We start from the raw sequence: 18161 nt of genomic DNA, 5'->3' as shown, positions 1-18161 counted from the left end.
TGATCCCCATGACACGGTTCGTGGTGTGCGGTGAGACGCTGATCGACCTGGTGAAGTCAGCCGAGGCTCCGCGGGACCACTTCAGCAGCACCTGGTTCGCCCTGTCGGCCGGTGGGCCGATGAACACGGCTGTGGCGCTCGGCAGGCTCGGGGCGGACTGCCACTTCCTGGGCCGGTTGTCCAGTGACGACTTCGGAGTCCAGCTGCGCAACCACATCGAGTCCGCCGGAGTCCTGCTCGACCTGGCCACGGTCACCGACCAGTCCACCTCGATCGCTGTCGTCACCCTGGATGCCGACGGCGTCGCCAGCTATGCCTTCCACTTCGCCGACACCGCGAACTTCAACTGGCGGCCCGGCGAGCTGCCGGTGCTCGACCGGGCCGATTGGCTGCACATTGCGTCGCTGGCCTGCGTGGTGAAGCCCGGCGCCGACGTCCTGCTCGACTGGGCGGCGTCGGTGCAGGCGCCGATCTCGTACGACATCAACGTCCGGCCGACCGTGATCACCGACCCGGCCGCCTACTGGGCGCTGGTCGAGCCGTGGCTCCAGGTGGTCGGCCGCGGAAACGGGGTGGTCAAGGCGAGCGACGAGGACCTGAAGTTCCTGGCCCGGGTGGTCAGCCCGTCGGCCACCCCGGACGAGCTCGCCGCGCAGTGGGTCGAGCAGTACGACCTCGGCCTTGCGGTGGTCACCCTCGGTGCGGGTGGCGCGGTCGCCGTCCGCCGGGGCGGCGAGAGCGTGCGGGTCGCCGGGTTCCCGACCAGCGTGGTCGACACCGTCGGCGCCGGCGACACCTTCATGGCGGGCTTCCTCGACGGCTACGTCAGCGACCCGGCCGACCTGGTGGGGGCCCTGCGTCGGGGGGCCGCAGCCGCCTCGATCGTCTGTTCCCGCAAGGGGGCGCAGCCGCCCACCACAGCGGAGGTGAACGCCCTGCTGGCCCTCGGTCAGACGGGCTGAGCGGCAGAGCCGAGCGCCGCCTCGGTGAGGACCTGAACGGCCTCACGAGCCCGTGCCGGGTTGGGCGCGGACTGGTCCACCTCGGTGAGGTAGAAGGTGTCGATCGCCTGTCCGGCCAGCGTGCTGATGTGCGCTGACCGGATCGACAGCCGCCGGTCGGACAGGGCCCGACCCAGCGCGTACAGCAGGCCGGACCGGTCGGTCGTGCGGACCTCGACCACTGCAGCGCTGTCACTGGCGGACTCGATCAGAGCCACGTGGGGCGAGGAGAGTGCCGCGTCCGCGCCGGAGCGCGCCTCCCGGCGCCGGACTGCGGCGAGCACTGTAGGGTCCCCGTCCTGCAGCCGCTCCAGCTGCTTGACCAGGTAGGCGAGGTCGGGCAGATCCGCGGCCAGCTGTTTGTCCACCCGCCAGGTGTTCACGCCGATCCCGTCGATGGTGCTCAGAGCGGCGGAACGGACCGAGATGGCGTGAGCCGCCAGCAGACCGGCCGTATCGGAGAAGAGGCCGAGCCGGTCCTGGGCGGCGATCACCAGCTGGATCCCACCCGGGGCGGACTCGAGCCGGATTCTGGGCTGACCGTCCAACCGAACCGACCGGGCCAGGCCGACGTCGGCGGACTTGGTGTCGGGGGTGTGCTCCTCGCCGGCCAGCCGGCTTTCGACCCGGTCGGCGAGCGCGTTGATCAGCTGGGCGCGCCACGGCGACCAGGCACTCGGCCCAGCTGCCCGGGCATCGGCCTCGGTCAGCCGGCGCAGCAGTCGCAGCACCTCGGCCCGACCGTCGACCGCCTCCACCAGTGCCTCGCTGGTGGCCGGGTCGGCATGGTCGCGACGGGTGGCCAGCTCGGCCAGGGTCAGATGGTGGCGAACCAGCCGTTCCACCAGATCGGCGTCGCGGCTGGGCAGGCCCATCGCCTCGACCACCTGCCGGGCGATCGGGGCACCCAGTTCGGCATGGTCGGCACCGGCGCCCGGCTGCTTGCCGATGTCATGCAACAGGCAGGCCAGCAGCAGCACGTCTGGGCGCTCCACCTGGGTGAGAGCTGGGGCGGCCTCGGCCACGGCCTGGATCGAGTGCCGGTCAACGGTGTGCCGGTGGATCGGGTTGTGCTGGGGTTGCGCGCGGATCGCCTCCCACTGGGGGATCCAGCGGGACACGCAGCCGGCCAGCTCGAGAGCCTCCCAGACCGGGATCAGGTGCTGACCGCCGGCCAGCAGCTGTAGCAGCGCCTCGCGGGCCTCGACCGGCCACGGCGTCGGCGGCGTGGGGGCGTGCTCACCCAGATTGGCGGCGGTCACCGGGGAGAGCACCAGCCCGCGCTGGGAGGCCAGTGCTCCGGCCCGCAGGTCGATCAACGGTGTCGACGGTGTGGTCAGTCGGTCCAGCCCCACCTCACCGAGATGGATGATCAGACCGTGCTCGGCGCGGGAGTAGACCGGCTTGCGCTCCTTGCGGGCGAACGACATCACCCGCTTCGGCGGCAGCACCTGGCGCGCCGCCCGGACGGTCAGGTCGACCGCGTGACCGATCCGGCGCGCGTCCAGGGACACCTCTCTGCGCAGGTCGTCGACCGCGGCGTAGCCCAGCAGCCGCGCGACCTCGGGGGCCTCGGCGGCCAGCAGCCGGTCGAGGGTGCGGCCCGAGCTCAGGTGCAGGCCATCACGCACGTCCAGCAGCCGTTGGTAGGGCTGGCGGACGCTGTCGTGTGGCCGGTCGGTCAGCCAGGTCGCTGCCAGGGCCCGCAGCATGGTCATGTCCCGGAAGCCTCCGCGCGCCTCCTTGAGGTCAGGCTCGAGCAGATAGGCGGCGTCGCCGTACTGGGCGCTCCGCTCGTCGATGGACGTCAACAGCTCGGGCAGCCGCTTGCGGGCCCCGTTGCGCCAGCCGGCCAGCAGCGCTGAGCGGGTGCCTGCGACCAGCTCGGCGTCGCCGGCGATCGCCCGCAGGTCCAGCAGGCCGACCCCGGCGCTGAGTTCGTGGGCGGCGACGGCGATGCACTCCTGGGCGGTCCGTACCGAGTAGTCCAGCCGGATCCGACTGTCCCAGAGCGGGTACCACAGGCTCTCGGCGAGGGCGTTGATGTCGCGGCGCCTGGTGCCGTCGTGCAGCAGCACCAGGTCGATGTCGGAGCGCGGGCCGAGCTCGCGTCGGCCGAGGCTGCCGACGGCAGCCAGGGCCACTCCGGCGGTCGGGGCGCCGACCTCCGCGTACAGCTCGACCAGCGCCCGCTCGACGCTCTCGCTCATCAACCGCCGACGATCCGGCCCCGCTGTGGTTTCCCACGGGGACCGGATCGCGGCGTTGAGGCGTTCGCTGGTCAGGTCACGCTTCAGAGCGCGTCCAGCCCGCGCTCACCTGTACGGACGCGGACGAGATCATCCACCCCGACAGTCCAGACCTTGCCGTCACCGATGCGGCCGGTCCGTGCGCTCTTGACCAGGACATCGACGATGTCTTGCGCGTCGGCGTCGTCCACGAGCACCTCAAGTCTCACCTTGGGCACCAGGTCGACGGTGTACTCCGCACCGCGGTAGACCTCAGTGTGGCCACGCTGGCGGCCGAAGCCGCTGGCCTCGCTGACGGTCATTCCTTCGACCCCGAATGCCTCCAGGGCGGTCTTCACTTCGTCGAGCATGTGTGGCTTGATGATCGCGGTGACGAGCTTCATGCCGACACCTCCTTATCGGACATTGATTCGATGGTCGATGGTGCCTTGCTGGAGCTGCTGCCGAGCAACGCCCCACCTCGCAGACCGGCACCACCCAGGTCATAGCCGGACTCGGCATGCTGGGCGCCGTCGATGCCGCTGATCTCATCATCCTCGTTGATCCGGAATCCGACGGTCTTCTGCAGGATGGTCCCGATGACGTAGGTGATGACGAAGCTGGTCACCAGCACGGCGAACGCGCCGACGGCCTGACGCCAGAGCTGGTCGACTCCGCCGCCGTAGAACAGGCCGCTGACACCGGCCGGGGCCGCCTCAGTGGCGAAGAAGCCGACGGCGATGGTTCCCCACAACCCGCCGACCAGGTGGACGCCGACCACGTCAAGGGAGTCGTCGTAGCCCAGCTTGTACTTCAGACCGACCGCCAGGGCGCAGAACACACCGGCGAGCGCTCCGACGATGATCGAGCCGACCGGGCTCAGCGAGGAGCAGGACGGGGTGATGGCGACCAGGCCGGCGACCACACCCGAGGCGGCGCCTAGAGAGGTGGCATGTCCGTCCCGGATCCGCTCGGTGAGCAGCCAGCCGAGGGCGGCCGCTGCGGTGGCGACCAGGGTGTTCACCCAGACCACTGAGGCGGTGTTGCCGGCGCTCAGCGCCGACCCGGCGTTGAAGCCGAACCAGCCGAACCACAGCAGGCCGGCCCCGATCATCACCAGCGGGAGGTTGTGCGGCCGCATCGGATCGCGCCTGAACCCGATCCGCTTGCCGAGCACCAGCGCGAGGGCCAGACCCGCCGCACCAGCGTTGATGTGCACCGCGGTGCCACCGGCGAAGTCGATGGCTTTCAGGTTGTTGGCGATCCAGCCACCGGTGTGGGTGACGGCGCCGGAGTCATCGGTCAGGGTGAAGTCGAAGACCCAGTGGGCGATCGGGAAGTAGACGATGGTGACCCAGATGGCGATGAAGATCAGCCAGGTGCTGAACTTGGCCCGGTCCGCGATGGCGCCGGAGATGAGGGCTGCGGTGATGATCGCGAACACGGCCTGGAAACCGACGAACGCCATTACCGGCAGACCTGCCGACGGGTCGTCGGCCATCAGGCCTTTCAGGCCGAGGAACTCGACCGGGTTGCCCAGCAGACCAGCGCCGACGTCATTGCCGAAGGCGAAGGAGTAACCGAACAGCACCCAGAGTACGGATACCACGGCCAAAGCCCCGAAGCTCATCATCATCATGTTCAGGACGCTCTTCGCACGGACCATGCCGCCGTAGAAGAGCGCCAGACCGGGGGTCATCAGCAGCACCAACGCCGCCGATGTCAGGATCCAGGCGGTATCGCCTGAATTGAGTTCTAGTGGTGTCATCTGCTGACTCTTTCGGTGAAAGACGGACTGAACGGCGCCTCAGTCGGAGCTGGATCCGAGCTGCACCAGAGGCTTGTCCAGAACTCTGCCGGGCACGTGTTGCAGCCAACGCGTCTCCGGTTACGCCCAGGTTCCACTTGCCGGCCGAATGTGACAGCCAGGTTTCAGCCGCTGCGCGGCGTCGGTGCGGCCGCCTATTGGACCGGCGATAGCGTGGGCCGAATGCGCTATCTGCTCTTTCCGGGCCGTCACCACCTGCTGACCCGCTTCCAGGCCGCGTTCCTGCGGGCCCAGACGGCACCCGGCGGGCCGTCTGCGGGCGCCACCGTGGTCTGGGCGGTGACCTCGGCCAACCACCACACCACCAAGCGGAACCCGGTGCCGTTCCACCGGCGTGAGGCCGCCATCGAACGGCTCTCGGTGCTCGAGGGGCTCCGGTCACTGGTGGTCCCGGTGCATGACGTACCGCCCTCGGCCGACTTCGCCGCGACCACCGTCAAGACCTGCTCCGAGGCTCTGCAGCTCGGGCTCGGTCCGGCCGAGGTCACAGTGGCCTGCTCGACGCCCTCGGTGGTCGCGATGTATTCGGAGCTGGGCTACCGGGTGCTGCCGGTGGAGGATGCCCAGGACCCAACAGCGGAACGGCCCTGGGAGGTCCTGCTCAGGATCGCCGCCAGGGACCCACGATGGGAGCAGCTGGCACACCAGGCCAGCGTCGACGTGCTGCAGCGGTACGGCCTGGTCGACCACATCGCCCGCTGCGTCAATGACCCGGTGATCGGCGACGACGGCGGGCTGACCACCACCCGCGACTATCACACCTACGCGGAGTCCTTCGAGCAGGCGTCGGAGCGGAAATGGGCCCAGATCCGGGAGTTCGTCCGGCCCGGCCGCATCCTCGACATCGGCTGCGCCACCGGCGGCCTGCTGGAGCGGGTCGATCGGGACCCGCGGTTCCACGAGTCGGATCTGCTCGGGGTCGAGGTGGCCCGGCACCTGATGGCCGAGTGCGAGCACAAGGTCAACCAGGGCAGGTTCCGCAACCCGAACGTCTTCTTCTACCAGCGCAACATGCTCGGCGACGCCGTCTTTCCGCCGAGGTCCATCGACACCTCGATCACGGTTGCGGTCACTCACGAGATCTGGTCCTACACACGTCCGGAGACCGCACTGTCCCGCCGCCGCGCGGTGCAGCGGTTCGCCGACAACATCGCCGCCCACACGGCTCCCGGTGGTGTCTGGATCAACGCAGACGTCTGCGGCCCGGACGAGCCGGACCGGCCGGTCCGGCTCAGCCTGGACGACTCCGACGGGGCGAACCCAGCGGCGACGGTCGACCTGCAGGGGTGGGGGCAGGACCGGGTCGCCGAGCACATCCGGTCCCTGTCGACCAGGGCGAAGTTCGCCCAGTTCCGTCGGGACTTCGAGCGCAATGCCGGTGTGAGGATCGAGGTTGCCGCGTCCGGCGATGCGCTGCTGCTCCGACTCGCCGACGCGATGGACTTCCTCACCCGGAAGGACTACGCGGACAACTGGCTGTCCGAGACGCGTGAGCAGTTCTGCGGTCTGAGCTACCCCGACTGGCAGCACATTCTGGCTTCGGCGGGGCTGCGTCTCGGGCCCGGCTCCCGCGCCTGGCGCAACGACTGGTTGATCGAGAACCGGATCGCGCCGGTGGCCCGGATCAGCGATCCCGACGGCACCCGGCTGGATTGGCCGGTGACGCATCTGCTGGCCCTCGGCTACCCGGCCTGACCCCGGGCCGACCAGTATCCTCGCTGGCCCGATACCGGGGAGTATGCGTCCCCGGTGAAGAGGATGGATGATGATCGTCTGGTCCAGATGGGGATTCGTCGTGCTGATGCTCGGTTGCGGCTACGTCCTCCTCTTCGCCAGGTAGGCCCTGCCGAGGTTCGACCGGCCACAGCAGATCCGACGGGCGTTGACGCCACCGCATCCGCTTCCTACTCTGAGAAGGGCTGGATGTCCGGCGGGAGAGACCCGTGTCGTCGGAAGCGAGGAACCCGACCCAGGCATCTGACAGCGGTTCGTAGCGCTTGCGGACTGCGGCGAGCCCGGCACTGCCGAGGGATGGTCCACATGAGCAGGAGCGGCGCCCTTCGATCAGGAGGGTGACGATGCGACTGGGTGAGGTGGTCGCCGCCCCCGGTCTGCGGATCAAGACCCTCTACTGCGATCCCGACATGATGGCTCGAGAGGTGCGGTGGGTCTACACCACCGATCTGCTCCATCCACAGCGCTATCTCAGACCAGGCCAGCTGGTGCTGACCCAGATGATGTGGCGACGCAAGGCTGCCGACAGCGAGGTGTTCGTCGCCGCACTGGCCGAGGCCGGCACGACCGCTCTGATGGCCGGCGACAGCCTGTACGGGTACGTGCCGGAGGATCTGGTGGCGGCCTGTCGGCGCCACCACCTGCCGCTCTTCTCCGTCCCGGCAGACGTCTCGTTCGCCGCCGTCACCGCCCATGTGTCACAGGCCCTGGCCGGCGCTCGGCTGGCCCGGCTGCAGGCAAGTCTGCGGCGGCATCTCGAGCTGCTGACCGACGTCCACCAGGGCCGGATGCTGAACGAGCTGGTCGAGCGGACCGCCGCCCAGATGGGGCAACAGCTTTGGATCGTCACCGCCACCGGACGGCAGGTGGCGACGTCACAGGGCCTGCTTGCCGCTGACGACCTCGAGCTGGTCACCGAGCGGGCGGTTGGTGCCAGCTCCGACCGGTTCCAGGTGACCATCACCGACGGCAGCCGGCTGAGTGGCTTCCTGGTCGCCGGTCCGGACGACCACCGGGCTACGGCCTGGTTCCTGTTCGTCTCGGGTCAGCGGGACAGCTGGGATCCGGTGGTCACGGAGATGGCGCAGGAGCTGAGCGTGGTTGCCGGCCTGTACCGGGCCCGCGACCTCGGTCAGCTGCTCGGCTGGGCGGACACCACGGAGCGGCTGGTGAAGCTGCTGGATGCCGACAGCGACCCGACCGAGATCGGGGTCTATCTGCGTCAGGCGGGACTGCGGCCCGACCAGAAGCTGGTGGTGGCGATCGCCGAGATCGTGGACCGGCCGGATCTGCGTGACGTCGCCCGCTGGGTGCTGGCCGACGCTGTGGCGCACCACGCTCAGCCGCTGGTGGGCGTGGATGCCCAGGGGCGGGCGGTGGTCGTGATGCCCGCCGAGGTGGAGGGCCAGGCGGACCCCGAGGAGGCATCATCGGTCGATCGGCTCGCTGCCGCTCTGCGCCGGGTCGGCCCGGGGCTCGTACCCGACCTGCTTCGGGTGGGCACCAGCCGGCCGGTGTCAGTGGTCGACCTCGGCGGTGCCTACAGGTTCGCCCAGTACGGCATGCAGCTGGCCGGCCAGCAGGGTGGATCGGGGGTGGCCCTCTCCGCCGGGGAGGACGTCAGCACTGCGGCCCGACTGCTGCTGACCGTCCCGGGTGAGCTCCGACGACAGTTCGTCGAGTCCGTGCTGGGCCGGCTGCTCCAGTACGACGCCCGCTACGGCGGCCAGCTGCTCCCGACCCTGTCGGCGTACCTGGAGACCGGCTGCTCCTGGGTGCGGACGGCGGAGCTGACCCATGTCCATCTCAACACGGTGCGTTACCGGATCGCCCGGATCGAGGAGCTGACCGATCGGGATACCGGCGTGACGGCCGACAGGGCGGACCTCTATCTGGCGCTGAAGCTGATCTGACACCCGTCAGCCCACTCGGACGTCGTTCACGTGCAGGCCGAGAATCGCCTCGAGGGCGGCGACCGGCCCGCTGAACAGGTCCTCGCCGAGCCGGCGCAGACCGGGGAACATCTGCACCTCGACGTCCGTCCGGCTGCCGCTGGTCAGCGTCCGCCAGCTCGCGACCAAGCGGCCCTCATGCAGCACGACGGGGGAGAACAGCCCGTTCGCCTTGGCCCAGATCTGGGGCAGGTGAGCTTCGTCGATGAACCGGTACCGCCCGCTCTGGTGGTAGCCCAGCAACAGCCCGTCGAACTCGGGCAGCAGCCGAAGTCCTGGATCGACCTGCCCGCCGGTCGGGGGGTCGGCCAGATCGAGATAGGGCGCCGTCCCCGGACCGCTGAGCCGGACGACCTCGTCGCCGAGACGCTCGAGGGCCCGGTCGATGCGGGTGCTGCCCTCGCCGAGGAAGAACGCCAGGTCACGGCGGGTGGCCGGGCCGTACGCGCCGAGATGCAGCCGGACCAGCTCGGTCACCGCCTGGTCGGCGTCGACAGGTTGAAGGTCCGGCAGGATCACCGCAGCGGTCCGGTGGTAGATGTCGGTGCGCTTCTCCCAGGCCGCATCGCGGGGGCGGCGGATCAGCCCACTGTGGCCCCAGATCAGATTGTGCACCCCGGGCGCGTCCAGGTCGGCGATGTCCGGAGTCGCCTCCTGGTCGGCCACCCAGGACAGGGTGTGGGCCACGATCTCGGCGCGCGGCCGCCAGTCGTCGGCGCAGAACCGCTCGATCTGGGCCGCAACCTCGTCCACGGTGAGCCTGCTGAGCCTGAGGTTGCTGCGCAGCGCGTTGGCCCTGGTTCGGGCGGCCACCGCGTTCAGCCAGCCGAACTGCCGCCGAGTGCTGGTGTGGACGGTGCCGCGGATGTTGCTGGTCTTGACCAGCCGGTGCCTCGCGAACAGGTCCGTCATGGTGGCGTAGGTCGTCCCCGGCAGCCGCGACGCCACAGCCAGGAAGGGAGCCCTCGGCACCTGCGACTGAACCGGCCCGACCCGGTCGAACAGCTCGAGCACCGCCGTCGGCCCGCGGCCGCGGATCCGCGGGAACTGGCGCCCCAGGGTGCGGACGCGCAGGTCGTCCTCGCTGAGCCTCACGCAAGCAACGCTAACCGCGAGCACCGACGGTTCCGGCGGGTGGCGGGCGGTGGGCTACAATGCGGCTATGCAGTGTGTCGCACTTCTTAGTTAGCCGCGTGGCCTGGCCCGATGGGCCGACATGGTCCACGCGGCCGCCCCTCGTGCCCCGATCAGGGCACCGACGAGGGGCTTTTTCATGCCCAGTCCAACCGGACCGGGCCGTGCGACCGACGAGGAGATGAGAGCAGTGACCGAGGTGAGCGAGCGGTCCGTCGAGACCGAGCGGAGCAGGTACGACGCGGTGTCCGCCCAGGAGCGGTGGCGCACCTACTGGGAGGAGCACAACACCTTCGCCCCGCTGGACGACGGCTCCAAGGAGCGTCGCTACGTGCTGGACATGTTCCCCTACCCGTCGGGGGACCTGCACATGGGTCACGCCGAAGCCTTCGTGATGGCGGATGTGATCGCCCGCTACCTGCGGCTGCAGGGCTTCGACGTACTGCACCCGATCGGCTGGGACTCCTTCGGGCTGCCCGCCGAGAACGCCGCCATCCAGCGCAACGCGCACCCCGCCGACTGGACCGACGCCAACATCGAGACGCAGGCGAACTCCTTCAAGCGCTACGGTCTGAGTCTGGACTGGTCCCGGCGACTGCAGACCTCCTCGCCGGACTACTACCGCTGGACGCAGTGGCTGTTCCTGCGTTTTCGTGAGCGCGGGCTGGCCTACCGCAAGGCCAGCTTCGTCAACTGGTGCCCGAAGGACCAGACCGTGCTGGCCAACGAGCAGGTGGTCCAGGGACTGTGTGAGCGCTGCCACTCGGTGGTCACCAAGCGGCAGCTGACCCAGTGGTTCTTCCGGGTGACCGAGTATGCCCAGCGACTGCTGGACGACATGGACCAGCTGGAGGGCCACTGGCCCGACCGGGTGCTGGCGATGCAGCGCAACTGGATCGGTCGCTCCGAGGGGGCCTACGTCGACTTCACCATCGAGGGACGTGAGGAGCCGGTGACCGTGTTCACCACTCGGCCCGACACGCTGTTCGGAGCCACCTTCTTCGTGGTCGCGCCCGAGTCGCCGCTGGCCGCCGAGATCGTCACGGACGAGCACCGGGCCGAGTTCGAGAGCTACTTGGAGCAGACCAAGCGGACCACGGAGATCGAACGGCAGTCGACCGAGCGGGAGAAGACCGGTGTCTTCCTGGGCGTGCACGCGGTCAACCCGGTGAACGGGGAGAAGATCCAGGTCTGGGCCGCCGACTACGTGCTGGCGGACTATGGCACTGGTGCCGTGATGGCGGTCCCGGCCCATGATCAGCGGGACCTGGAGTTCGCCCAGGCCTTCGGCCTGCCGGTGCGGGTCGTCGTCGACACCGGCGCTGCGGACCCGAACGAGACCGGCCTGGCCACTCCTGGCGACGGCGCCTACGTCAACTCCGGCACCCTGGACGGCCTGACCGACAAGGCGGCCGGCGTCTCCAAGATCATCGAGCAGCTGCAGGACGACGGTGTCGGCGAGAGTGCGATCACCTACCGGTTGCGGGACTGGCTGTTGAGCCGGCAACGGTTCTGGGGTTGCCCCATTCCGATCATCCACTGCCCGACGTGCGGTGAGGTCGCCGTCCCCGATGATCAGCTGCCGGTCGAGCTGCCGGACCTGCGCGGTGCCGACCTGGCGCCCAAGGGCACCTCGCCGCTGGCGGCAGCGACGGACTGGGTCAATGTCGCGTGCCCGTCGTGTGGCGGTCCCGCCACCCGCGACACCGACACGATGGACACCTTCGTCGACTCATCGTGGTACTTCTTCCGCTATTGCTCGCCCGGCTACACCGACGGCCCGTTCGACCCCGACGACGTCCGCCGATGGATGCCGGTGGCCCAGTACGTCGGTGGCGTCGAGCACGCGATCCTGCACCTGCTGTACATGCGCTTCTTCACCAAGGTGCTGTACGACATGGGAATGGTCGACTTCGTCGAGCCGATGCGGAAGCTGCTGAACCAGGGCCAGGTGATCAACCAGGGTAAGTCGATGAGCAAGTCGTTGGGCAACGGCGTTGACCTGGGCGAGCAGATCGACAAGTTCGGAGTCGATGCGATCCGGCTGACCGTCGTCTTCGCCGGCCCGCCGGAGGACGACATCGATTGGGCCGACCTGTCGCCGGCCGGCTCGCTGCGGTTCCTGCAGCGCGCGTTCCGGTTGGCCGAGGACGTGACCAGTGAACCGGGTGCCGACCCGGCAGCCGGTGATGTGGCGCTGCGGCGGGCCACCCATCGGCACCTGGCCGAGATCCAGGAGTCGATCGAGAGCCAGCGTTTCAACGTGGCCGTCGCTCGGGTGATGGAGCTGGTGAACGTCACCCGCAAGAGCATCGACACCGGTGCCGGCGGTGCCGACCCGGCCGTCCGGGAGGCGGTCGAGGGCGTCACTGTCGCGTTGAGTCTGGTCGCTCCGTACGTGGCCGAGGAGATGTGGGAGCTGCTGGGTCATGCCCCATCGGTGGCGGACGCGAGCTGGCCCGTCATCGACACGTCGCTGCTGGTGGAGGAGACGGTGACCTGCGTGATCCAGGTCCAGGGCAAGGTGCGGGGCCGGTTGGACGTCACGCCGACCATCAGCGATGAGGAGCTGGAGCGGCTGGCGCTGGCGGAGGAATCCGTCATCAGGGCACTGGCGGGGCGTGGGGTGCGCAAGGTGATCGTCCGCGCCCCGAAGCTGGTCAGCATCGTCCCCGCCTAGCCGCAGGGGGCGCCCGACCTGAGAAGCTCAGCCAGAGGGTGCGGCGAGCTGCTCGAGTCGCGCCCTGGTCGCGGCGTCGAAGTTGGTGTTCTCACGCCATCGGTGGGCGCCTCCGGCGATGCTGATCAGTGCCGCATCGTCGAAAGTCGCCTTCCAGAAGAACGCATTCGCCACGTCCGCGTCGGTGAAGTTGGCGCCGACCAGGACGGCACCCTCGAAATGGGCCTCCTGCAGCCTGGCTTGCTGGAACTGAGCCCCCTGGAGGTCGGCGTTCTTCAGCGTGGCTGAGACCAGGTTGGTGCCGTGCATCACGACGCCACGAGCGTGGGCTCCATTGAGCCTGGCCTCGCCGAGATCTGCCCGCGAACAGTGCGCTCCCTCCAAGATCACCTCCCGAGCCTTCAGCCGGGGCAGCAGGGTTCCCACCATCCGGGCTCCGGTCAGGTCGGCGAATGCCACGTCGACGGCGATGCCTCGGAGGTCCAGACCGGACAGGTCCAACCGGTCCAGCCGAGCCCGGGCCAGGTCGAGCTCCGACGGCAGTTCGCCTGCGGTGACTGCGGTGCGGTCGAGGATGAGCCGCAGCAACCGCTCGAGGTCGGAGCGCAGCACCCGGACGACCGCCTCACCGGGACGGAGCCGCAGGTTCGCCGAAATGACGAAGAGCAGGTCCTGGTGGAACGCGGCATAGCGGGGTTTCAGATACGTCGCCAGCGCGGCGGCTGCGTTGACCTGGAGCGTCTCGGACGCCGAACCGAGATTGGTGATGACCGAGGTCAGGTTGGAGTCGAAGCGTCGCAGTGACTCGTCGTCACGCTGGCTGCGGGCGTTGCGTTGGTCTTCGAGGAACTCGGCGCGCCACTGCTCCTGCGCGATGCGTGACTTCTCGTGTTCGTCGCTGAGCTGGAGCCGGGCGGCTGTCAGCTCGCTCGACTGTTTCCACAGCGTCGCGCCGACAGCCACGATCGCGCCGAGTGCGGTGATGAAGGGCGCCCAGGCAAGGAAGGCGTGCTGCGGGCCGGAGGCCTGGGCGTTGGAGATCTCCAGGGCCCTGATCTCCTGCCTCAGCTTCTCCTCCTGCAGCTGAGCCGAGGAGAGACCGGCGGTGGCTGTCGCTGGGGCGGTGGGCCGCCAGGCCAGCCCGATCACGACGCCGAGCAGGGCGACGGCTACGGCGGCCAGCCCGAGCCCGAGCCCGAGGATCCACTTCCGTTCCATCTCGTTCCCCACTCACCGATGGCAGATCAACATCGACGCAGATCTTCCGGTCGGCGCCACCTGGTGAGATCCTGATGCTAGCGCACCGGGCGAGTAGGTGAGCCTGCGTCGGAAACGGGGCTAGGCCCCGTCGTCTGGTGCGCCTCATCTCTCCCGCCGGGTGGTGCCGGCCACCCGGGTGATCAGTCCCAGATGATCGGTGCCGTCCACCCGGAACGTCTCGATCGCGGTTGCTGTCAGGAGTGGGCTGAGCATGACGTGGTCGATGCCGATGATGGGCGGGATCCGACCCTTCGCAGGGTAGGTCGGCAGCCAGCCCGCGCCAACCAGGTCGTCTGCACCGCGGAGACCGTCGCTGCGAAGGTCACGCATCGGCTGATGATCATTGACCGCGTTGAAGTCGCCGGCGATGATCAACCTCCGGTTCAGGTAGGGCCTGACGCTGCGGCGCAGCTGTCGGTGCTCCAGGTTCCAGCGGCCGCTGCCACAGAGCGGGTTGCACGGATGTGCCGCCACCACCTGAACTGCTCCGATGCCCGGCAACCGCGTCGTCACCATCCATTGGGGAAAGGACATCTCCGGGAGTGGCTGCGGGTCGGTCAACGGATACCGGGAATAGATGGCCGAGCCGGCGAAGTCGCCCGGGCGGGGATCGCCAACGGAGTAAGGGAAGCGCTGGTCGATGCCGAGACCGTGCAAGGCGTCGGCCTCGGCCGGTGTGTACTCCAGCAGCACGACAAGATCAGCCCTGCGCGCCTGAGCCATGACCTGGCTCGGATCGGCCTGGCCGGCGAGCAGGTTGAGGCTCATCAACGTCACTGGTGCGGTGGTTGCCTGGCGATCATCCGGAGTGTAGTAGGGGATGATCCACGACAGCTGCAGGGCAAGCAGGCAGGCGGTGATGGCGAAGAGCACGCCGAGGGCGAGGCGTGTCCTCGCCCGCACGAGTGCCACCCCGAGGAAGATGAACGCCGCCAGGAAGGCGAGCAGCCCGAACGGGATGAACGAGGCGGCCATCGCCGGGATGTCATCAGTGGGCGCGGACACGCGCAGAAAGGTGGCCAGCAGACCTGGCGGAAGGGCCAGCACCCCCAGCGAGACCCAGAGGGCCTGGAACCGTCTAGGCATGGTCGGGCCCCCAACCGCGATAGGCGGGGCTCCCGCCCCTGCTCTCGAAGACGGGACCGCTCCAGACAACGGTCCTCATCGACTCCGCCGCGGCGCAGCCGGGTTGCGCTTGGTCATCATCATCTCTGTCGGGCCGGGTGGGAACGCGCACTCGCGGCGATCATCGGTCTCCACCCAACCCTGGCCGAGGTAGAAGTCGCGCGCGATCTTGTTGTCCTCGAGCACCCACAGCGCCGCGGACGGCGCAGCCCGGTCGAAAATCTCGGAGGTGGCGTGCTCCAGCAGCAACGTCCCATAGCCGCGACGCATCTGCTCCGGCAGGATCCCCAGATGCCGCACCGTGCTGGAGTCGTAGGCGACGAACCCGACAGGCTCGCCCTCGACCTCGAGAAGGCGGATGCTGGCCTGCCTGTCCCGCAGCAGGCTGCGCCAGCGGGCCCGAACGGTGTCCACGGGGTAGGGGAACTGCTCGGGCGGGAAGACATGGCTCAGCGCTGCCTCGCTGGCGGCGCGTTCGAGCGTGGTGAGCAGCTCGTCCTCGTACGGGCGGGCGCGGCGGAGCCGCACCCCGGGCAGGTGCTGCTCGGTGAGCGGTCCGGTGGCCTCCTCCAGCAGGTCGAAGAGCTGCGCCGATATCCGGTCTGCCCTGGTGTGCTTGCCCTGTCTTGTCGCGTGGTTGGACTTCTGCACGCACCACGCCTCGGCCTGTTCCTCCTCGGAACCGATCACCAGCCCGTTCTCACCGGGTGCGATCAAGGAGACGTCCTCCCAGGCGAATCCATGGCGGCGGAACGGGTTGCGGATGGTCACCCCCTGATCATCCGCGCGCAGCTGGGGATGCAGGCCGAAGCGCCAGGCGTAGAGCAACGCAAGGATGGTGAGCACACTCAGCACCATCGGAACGACAGGGTCATGCTGCGATCGGTAGATCAGGTAGGCCAGCGCCGGCAGGCAGAGGCCGGCGACGGCCATGAAGGCGATCACCATGACCAGTGAGCCAGGGGATGCACGCCAGACCCGTCGGGAGTGGTGGGGCATTGGTCGTACTCCTGCTCACTTCGGCACCGTGTTGGCACCAAAGGTACCTGTCGGGTGTCCTACTCTTGCGCCATGGCAGGCGTCGCGGTGGTGACCGACTCTACGGCGTCGCTGGGGTCGTTGCGGGCAGATCGGGCCGGAGTCGGCGTGGTTCCTCTGCAGGTGGTCATCGACGGCATCAGCCGGCCGGAGTCGGAGGAGTCGGTGACGCCGGCAGAGGTGGCTCGTGCGCTGCGGGCGAGGAAGCGGGTCAGCACGTCACGACCTTCACCCGAGGCGTTCAAGATCATGTATGAGGGGTTGGCGGAGCGGGGGTACGCGGAGGTGGTGTCGGTACACCTGAGCAGCAGGATCTCGGGCACCTGCGAGGCGGCCGAGGTCGCGGCCAGGACGGCGCCGATTGCGGTCACGGTTGTGGATAGCGGCACGATGGCGATGGCGGCAGGCTTCGCCGTGCTGGCTGGGGCGGACCTGGCCAGCAGGGGAGCGGGCGCCGCCGAGGTCTCCGAGCTGGTGCGACGGCGCGCCGCGGCGAGCGAGATCTTCTTCTATGTGGACACGCTGGAGTATCTGCGCAGGGGTGGCCGGATCGGCGCAGCGGCTGCCATGCTCGGCTCCGCCCTGTCGGTCAAGCCTCTGCTCAGGGTGACCGGCGGGGAGATCCGCCCGTTTGAGCGGGTCCGGACGACCTCCAAGGCGATGCTGCGGATGGAAGAGCTGGGGGTGGCTGCCCTTGCCCGTGCCGCCGGTTCGGCCGCTGCGGTGGAGGTCGAGATCCACCACCTGGACAACCGCGAGTGCGCTGAGCATCTGCTGCAGCGCCTTCGTGGCCGGGTCTCCACTCTGGGCGAGATCACCATCTCGGAGGTGAGCGCGGTCCTCGGCGTGCATGCCGGTCCCGGCACCGTCGGCCTCGTCGTATCCCCCGCCGTTCCCTGACCCCGCGCCCTGAGCCTGACCTCGCGCCCTGACCTGACCATGTGCCCTGAGCCTGTCGAAGGGCCACCCCCACACCCCGGAGCCTGACCGCGCCCTGAGCCTGTCGAAGGGCGGCGCGCCCGAGCCGCAAGCCAAACGCTTCCCTTGTCCACAGCCCGACACCTCTCTCCAGCGTCATCCACAGATCACAGCCGAGGCTGACCGTCCCGACCGGACTTCCTTAACGTCACGACATGGTGGGACGTCGAGGCAGGGAGGACCCGTTGCTGGCCGCCGAGGTGCGCGAGCGGTTGGCACACATCCTGGCCGAGAATGGCCCACGACGTGCCAGGGCGGTCGGGACCACCAGCAGCCCCCCGCTGACCTCGACCGCCCTGGTCACCGGCTCCCGCCAGCGGCAGCCGAAAGGGCGCGCCGTTGCCGGGGATGGCCACGCTGGCAAGGTCACTGCTACGCCGTTCACGGCGCGACGCATCGACCCACCCCCTCTTGAGCCATCGGAGTACTGGGACGACGAGGAGCCCGTGTCGGCCCCACCCCAGCGGCGGACCCGCGAGAGCCGACCGGTCGGCGCCGGTTCGCCGGCGACAACCGAGCAGCTCGATCTGCCGCCGATGCCGGAGCCGCTCAGGGCACGGTTCACCCGCACCCACCTGGTGGTGCTGTGCGTCCTGGCGCTGATCGGGATCGCTGCAGCCGGCTGGTCGGTGTTGAGAGCTCGGCCCGTGGCGCTGGCCACGCCCGTGAGCTCGCCACCCGCGGCCGCAGCGACGCCGGTGAACACGCCCGTGCCGACTCCGACGATGATCATGGTGCATGTCCTCGGAGCCGTACGGAAGCCCGGCGTCGTCAGCCTGCCGCAGGGAGCACGCGTTGCCGACGCTCTGCACGCTGCCGGCGGCCTGACACGTGACGCTCGGCCGGGCAGCCTCAACCTCGCCCAGATCCTGAGCGACGGCCAGCAGGTGCTGGTCGGCACCACCCGGGACCCCGCGGGCGAGGTGCGCGACGGCAACGGCGCAGCCGGTGGGACCGGTACCGGCTCGGATGGTTCCGGTGCAATGGTCGATCTCAACACTGCCACGGCGCAGCAGTTGGAGGATCTGCCCGGGGTGGGCCCGGTCACCGCCGATAAGATTCTTGCCTGGCGCACCGAGCACGGCCGGTTCACTCGGGTTGAGGAGCTCCAGGAGGTGGCAGGGATCGGCCCCAAGACCTTCGCCGACATCGCTCCGCATGTCAGGGTGTGAGCGAGTGCAAGCGGGCACCGATCTCAGGCTT

At 69.1% G+C, this 18161-nt stretch carries 13 protein-coding genes; 6 read left to right on the top strand and 7 right to left on the bottom strand.

Annotation, left to right across the window (positions count from 1 at the left end; translation table 11 throughout):
• The first annotated feature begins 8 nt into the window (after positions 1-8).
• Positions 9-962, top strand: coding sequence for a carbohydrate kinase family protein (locus JOE57_RS03775; RefSeq protein ID WP_204916461.1), 954 nt, complete (start codon positions 9-11; stop codon positions 960-962).
• Here JOE57_RS03775 and JOE57_RS03770 read toward each other — a convergent pair.
• The 3 genes from JOE57_RS03770 to JOE57_RS03760 are packed head-to-tail and all read right to left on the bottom strand — an operon-like array spanning position 950 to position 4997.
• The gene (locus JOE57_RS03770) at positions 950-3259 is read right to left on the bottom strand and encodes a [protein-PII] uridylyltransferase (RefSeq protein ID WP_338041391.1); all 2310 of its coding nucleotides are present in this window, start codon (positions 3257-3259) and stop codon (positions 950-952) included. The two genes, JOE57_RS03775 and JOE57_RS03770, sit on opposite strands and share 13 nt — an antisense overlap.
• A gap of 35 nt (positions 3260-3294) precedes the next feature.
• Positions 3295-3633, bottom strand: a complete 339-nt coding sequence (locus tag JOE57_RS03765; RefSeq protein ID WP_204916459.1) for a P-II family nitrogen regulator — start codon at positions 3631-3633, stop codon at positions 3295-3297.
• Positions 3630-4997: an ammonium transporter gene (locus JOE57_RS03760; protein ID WP_204916458.1), complete on the bottom strand. Its 1368-nt coding sequence runs from the start codon at positions 4995-4997 to the stop codon at positions 3630-3632. The genes JOE57_RS03765 and JOE57_RS03760 overlap by 4 nt, the downstream gene beginning before the upstream one ends.
• Positions 4998-5219: 222 nt before the next feature.
• On the opposite strand from JOE57_RS03760, the gene JOE57_RS03755 reads away from it, so the two are divergent.
• Positions 5220-6752, top strand: a complete 1533-nt coding sequence (locus tag JOE57_RS03755) for a class I SAM-dependent methyltransferase (protein WP_204916457.1) — start codon at positions 5220-5222, stop codon at positions 6750-6752.
• Positions 6753-7135: 383 nt separating this feature from the next.
• Complete coding sequence (locus JOE57_RS03750) at positions 7136-8704, top strand: PucR family transcriptional regulator (protein WP_204916456.1); 1569 nt, start codon at positions 7136-7138, stop codon at positions 8702-8704.
• Positions 8705-8710: 6 nt separating this feature from the next.
• Here JOE57_RS03750 and JOE57_RS03745 read toward each other — a convergent pair whose 3' ends face one another.
• Positions 8711-9838 (bottom strand): DNA glycosylase AlkZ-like family protein, encoded by a 1128-nt coding sequence (locus JOE57_RS03745; protein WP_204916455.1) that lies wholly within the window; start codon positions 9836-9838, stop codon positions 8711-8713.
• Between the two features lie 220 nt (positions 9839-10058).
• Here JOE57_RS03745 and leuS point away from each other — a divergent pair, with 220 nt between their 5' ends.
• Positions 10059-12557, top strand: coding sequence for a leucine--tRNA ligase (gene leuS, locus JOE57_RS03740; protein ID WP_239579152.1), 2499 nt, complete (start codon positions 10059-10061; stop codon positions 12555-12557).
• A 27-nt stretch (positions 12558-12584) separates the two neighbouring features.
• Here leuS and JOE57_RS03735 read toward each other — a convergent pair whose 3' ends face one another.
• The 3 genes from JOE57_RS03735 to JOE57_RS03725 all read right to left on the bottom strand — a co-directional run bounded on the left by JOE57_RS03735 (position 12585) and on the right by JOE57_RS03725 (position 15941).
• Positions 12585-13775 carry a pentapeptide repeat-containing protein gene (locus JOE57_RS03735; RefSeq protein WP_204916454.1) on the bottom strand — a complete coding sequence of 397 codons (1191 nt, stop codon included), beginning with the start codon at positions 13773-13775 and terminating at the stop codon, positions 12585-12587.
• A 144-nt stretch (positions 13776-13919) separates the two neighbouring features.
• Positions 13920-14903 (bottom strand): endonuclease/exonuclease/phosphatase family protein, encoded by a 984-nt coding sequence (locus tag JOE57_RS03730; RefSeq protein ID WP_204916453.1) that lies wholly within the window; start codon positions 14901-14903, stop codon positions 13920-13922.
• Between the two features lie 75 nt (positions 14904-14978).
• Positions 14979-15941 (bottom strand): GNAT family N-acetyltransferase, encoded by a 963-nt coding sequence (locus JOE57_RS03725; RefSeq protein ID WP_204916452.1) that lies wholly within the window; start codon positions 15939-15941, stop codon positions 14979-14981.
• Positions 15942-16013: 72 nt separating this feature from the next.
• Here JOE57_RS03725 and JOE57_RS03720 point away from each other — a divergent pair, with 72 nt between their 5' ends.
• Together JOE57_RS03720 and JOE57_RS03715 are read left to right on the top strand one after the other, a co-directional pair.
• Positions 16014-16880, top strand: coding sequence for a DegV family protein (locus JOE57_RS03720; protein WP_204916451.1), 867 nt, complete (start codon positions 16014-16016; stop codon positions 16878-16880).
• Positions 16881-17113: 233 nt separating this feature from the next.
• On the top strand, positions 17114-18130 hold the full coding sequence (locus JOE57_RS03715) for a helix-hairpin-helix domain-containing protein (RefSeq protein WP_204916450.1): 1017 nt from the start codon (positions 17114-17116) through the stop codon (positions 18128-18130).
• The last annotated feature ends 31 nt before the right edge of the window (positions 18131-18161 follow it).

It is taken from the genome of Microlunatus panaciterrae (genome assembly GCF_016907535.1).
Taxonomy (GTDB): Bacteria; Actinomycetota; Actinomycetes; order Propionibacteriales; family Propionibacteriaceae; genus Microlunatus; species Microlunatus panaciterrae.
This window is presented reverse-complemented; position numbering and strand designations above follow the sequence as displayed.

Excerpts from the sequence above, each read along its gene's own strand:
- JOE57_RS03775 (WP_204916461.1), top strand. The coding sequence starts at position 9 with ATGACACGGTTCGTGGTGTGCGGTGAGACGCTGATCGACCTGGTGAAG.
- JOE57_RS03765 (WP_204916459.1), bottom strand. The coding sequence starts at position 3,633 with ATGAAGCTCGTCACCGCGATCATCAAGCCACACATGCTCGACGAAGTG.
- JOE57_RS03760 (WP_204916458.1), bottom strand. The coding sequence starts at position 4,997 with ATGACACCACTAGAACTCAATTCAGGCGATACCGCCTGGATCCTGACA.
- JOE57_RS03755 (WP_204916457.1), top strand. The coding sequence starts at position 5,220 with ATGCGCTATCTGCTCTTTCCGGGCCGTCACCACCTGCTGACCCGCTTC.
- JOE57_RS03750 (WP_204916456.1), top strand. The coding sequence starts at position 7,136 with ATGCGACTGGGTGAGGTGGTCGCCGCCCCCGGTCTGCGGATCAAGACC.
- leuS (WP_239579152.1), top strand. The coding sequence starts at position 10,059 with ATGAGAGCAGTGACCGAGGTGAGCGAGCGGTCCGTCGAGACCGAGCGG.
- JOE57_RS03735 (WP_204916454.1), bottom strand. The coding sequence starts at position 13,775 with ATGGAACGGAAGTGGATCCTCGGGCTCGGGCTCGGGCTGGCCGCCGTA.
- JOE57_RS03730 (WP_204916453.1), bottom strand. The coding sequence starts at position 14,903 with ATGCCTAGACGGTTCCAGGCCCTCTGGGTCTCGCTGGGGGTGCTGGCC.
- JOE57_RS03725 (WP_204916452.1), bottom strand. The coding sequence starts at position 15,941 with ATGCCCCACCACTCCCGACGGGTCTGGCGTGCATCCCCTGGCTCACTG.
- JOE57_RS03720 (WP_204916451.1), top strand. The coding sequence starts at position 16,014 with ATGGCAGGCGTCGCGGTGGTGACCGACTCTACGGCGTCGCTGGGGTCG.
- JOE57_RS03715 (WP_204916450.1), top strand. The coding sequence starts at position 17,114 with ATGGTGGGACGTCGAGGCAGGGAGGACCCGTTGCTGGCCGCCGAGGTG.